Consider the following 2,361-nt stretch of genomic DNA (forward strand, 5'->3'; position numbering starts at 1 on the left):
AGCCGGTTTCTTCTTCCGATCGTCAGCATGGCATCCCTCCCCGTTTGAACAACATGGCCGCATTGCATCCGCCGAACCCGGAGAGCATCTTGACGAAGCTGTCCCGGTCGGTCGTGCCCTGCTCGGCCGAAATCTTCAGCGGGTGCGACACTCCGCACGCGGCATATCCGCGCGTGGAGAGGACCACCCCCTGCTCGACGGCCCGCATCGAGAGGATCGTCTCCAGAATGCCGGCCGCACCCATCGTATGTCCGAAATAGCCCTTCAGCCCGTTTACGGGCACCTCCGCCAGTCCGGCCCGGTCGATGGCGATCGACTCCATCTCGTCGTTGTAGGGCGTGGCCGTGCCGTGCGCGTTGATGAAGGCCAGCGTCCCGGGAGCCACGTCCCGCAGGATGGCCCGCAGGGCCCGGTAGCACCCCTCACCCGTGCGCGACGGGCCCGAGATGTGGTTGGCATCGTTGCGGATCGCCCCACGGCAGGCCACCCATTCGCCGGGATCCACCTCGTCGCGCCGACGCCGCGAGTAGACGATCGTGGCGGCAGCCTCACCGACATTCAACCCCGCACGGTCGCGGTCGAAGGGGCGGCACGGCTCCGGGGAGAGGGCCTTGAAGGACTGGAAGCCCGAGACGATGAATTTCGACTGCCGCTCGGCGCCGATCACCACGGCATGGTCGCAACGCCCGCTCTGCAGGGCCCGCATGGCGGCGATCTGCGCGCAGAGACCCGACGTACAGGCGTTCGAGACGACCACGGGGTCGTTCGGATTGCGGAAGAAGGCGGCGATGCGGCGTGCCGACCAGCCGGGAAGCACCTCGTCACGGAGCGCATTCTCACGCTCGAGCAGCGCCACGTTGCCCTTCGTGGTCGAGAGCAGGAAGAGCACCCGGGGCGAAGAGGGATCGATCCGCGCCTCACCGATGGCCTCTGATGCCGAAAGGAGGCACATGCGCTCGAATCCGGTGTACTTCTCCGCGAGCCCGGAGCCGAAACGCTCCCCGAAGGCCCGGTCCACAAGCCCGAAATCGAGCAGCGAAGCGACGAACGGCTCGGGAATTCCCCACAGCCCCTCGTAGCGGCGCAGACCCGAACGTCCCTCGAGCACACGGCCGAAGGTCTCCGCCGAGTCCATGCCCAGCGGGGAGAGAATGTGGTCGCCTGTGCGGACGATCAGTTCATGTTCCAGCGCTCTTTCCATTGTGCGTAAAATTCCGGCGTGATCCACACCAGCCGGTACTCCTTGTCCATGAAGACCTGCACGCTGTGGCCCGTAGCCAGCAACTCGTCGGTCTCGGCATGGTGTATCTCGTAGTCGAAGACGATCTTGGCCGCTTCGGTCGGCCGATAGTGGATGTCGATGCGGCAGGGCATGCCGTAGACGATCGGCGACTTGTACTTGAACGACAGTTCGACCAGCGGCGCATAGTATCCGTTGCCGAAGATGTCCATGTAGCCCAGTCCGTACCTGGCACCGAAGGCCTCGCGGGCATCCTCGAAGTAGAGCGGATAGGAGCCGTGCCACACGATGTTCATCGAGTCCACCTCGCTGAAGCGCACCTCGAAACGTTTCGAGGCGGTCAGTCCCTTCGTTATCTTCGTGTCGCTTTTCATCGTCATGCGTTTTGTGCGTCGGTTTCGCTCAGGGCGATCTTCATGCGCGCCGTGGCCAGCACCTCGTCGCCCGAGCGGACGACGGCATCGACCAGCATCATGCGGAAGATCTCCTCGAGGTTTTCGATCGTCGTGACCAGCGTCTCGCCGCAACGCGGGCGCCGCCGGATCTCCAGATCGCGGATGGCCCCGATGAAGCCCAGCTTCACGCGCTCGGCGTTGATCAGGTTGATATAGCCCATGCGGGCCGCGCAGGTCTGCGCGATGTTCTCGATCAGCCCGGCGGCCTGCAGGCATCCCTCCTCACAGAAGAGGTGCCCCTCGGGGACGGTAAAGCGCGTCACCGTGCAGTGCTCGTCGAAATGGACGAGGCGGTCGATCAGGACGAACGGCGGCCGCTGCGGCAGCAGGTCGAGAATGTCGATCTTTTCGAATTCCATGGTTATTCCCAGAAGTCGTAGTAGTTGAACCATTGCGTCGGGTAACGGCGCACAATGCGCTCCAACTGAGCGGCAAACGTCCGGGCAGCATGTTCCATGCGTTCCCGTTTCGACGCACCGGGATCACCCGCATCGATGCGATCGACGAAGATCCGGTAGCGTTTCACGCCCTCCTTCATCACGAAGATCGACAGCATCGGGACCTCGCGCTGGATGGCCAGGGCAAAGGGGCCCAGCGGGAAGCGGGCCGGAGCACCCAGGAAGTCGCACGTGACGCTCTTCTGCGAGCCGCAGAGGCGGGGGCGGC

General features: G+C 64.3%; 3 protein-coding genes and 1 pseudogene. All 4 read right to left on the reverse strand.

All coding sequences use genetic code 11. The annotated features are described in order from the left end of the window. Positions 1-22: 22 nt before the first annotated feature. On the reverse strand, positions 23-1,201 hold the full coding sequence (locus QZL63_RS06345) for a beta-ketoacyl-[acyl-carrier-protein] synthase family protein (protein WP_022308492.1): 1,179 nt from the start codon (positions 1,199-1,201) through the stop codon (positions 23-25). Next, positions 1,174-1,614 (reverse strand): acyl-CoA thioesterase, encoded by a 441-nt coding sequence (locus QZL63_RS06350; RefSeq protein ID WP_022308493.1) that lies wholly within the window; start codon positions 1,612-1,614, stop codon positions 1,174-1,176. The genes QZL63_RS06345 and QZL63_RS06350 overlap by 28 nt, the downstream gene beginning before the upstream one ends. A 2-nt stretch (positions 1,615-1,616) precedes the next feature. Beyond that, positions 1,617-2,054, reverse strand: a complete 438-nt coding sequence (locus tag QZL63_RS06355) for a hypothetical protein (protein ID WP_022308494.1) — start codon at positions 2,052-2,054, stop codon at positions 1,617-1,619. A gap of 2 nt (positions 2,055-2,056) precedes the next feature. Continuing rightward, positions 2,057-2,361 (reverse strand): annotated as a pseudogene (locus QZL63_RS06360) (acyltransferase); the annotation flags it as partial.

This window comes from Alistipes sp. CAG:268, from assembly GCA_000434235.1.
Lineage (GTDB): Bacteria > Bacteroidota > Bacteroidia > Bacteroidales > Rikenellaceae > Alistipes > Alistipes avistercoris.

Excerpts from the sequence above, each read along its gene's own strand:
- QZL63_RS06350 (WP_022308493.1), bottom strand. The coding sequence starts at position 1,614 with ATGAAAAGCGACACGAAGATAACGAAGGGACTGACCGCCTCGAAACGT.
- QZL63_RS06355 (WP_022308494.1), bottom strand. The coding sequence starts at position 2,054 with ATGGAATTCGAAAAGATCGACATTCTCGACCTGCTGCCGCAGCGGCCG.
- QZL63_RS06345 (WP_022308492.1), bottom strand. The coding sequence starts at position 1,201 with ATGGAAAGAGCGCTGGAACATGAACTGATCGTCCGCACAGGCGACCAC.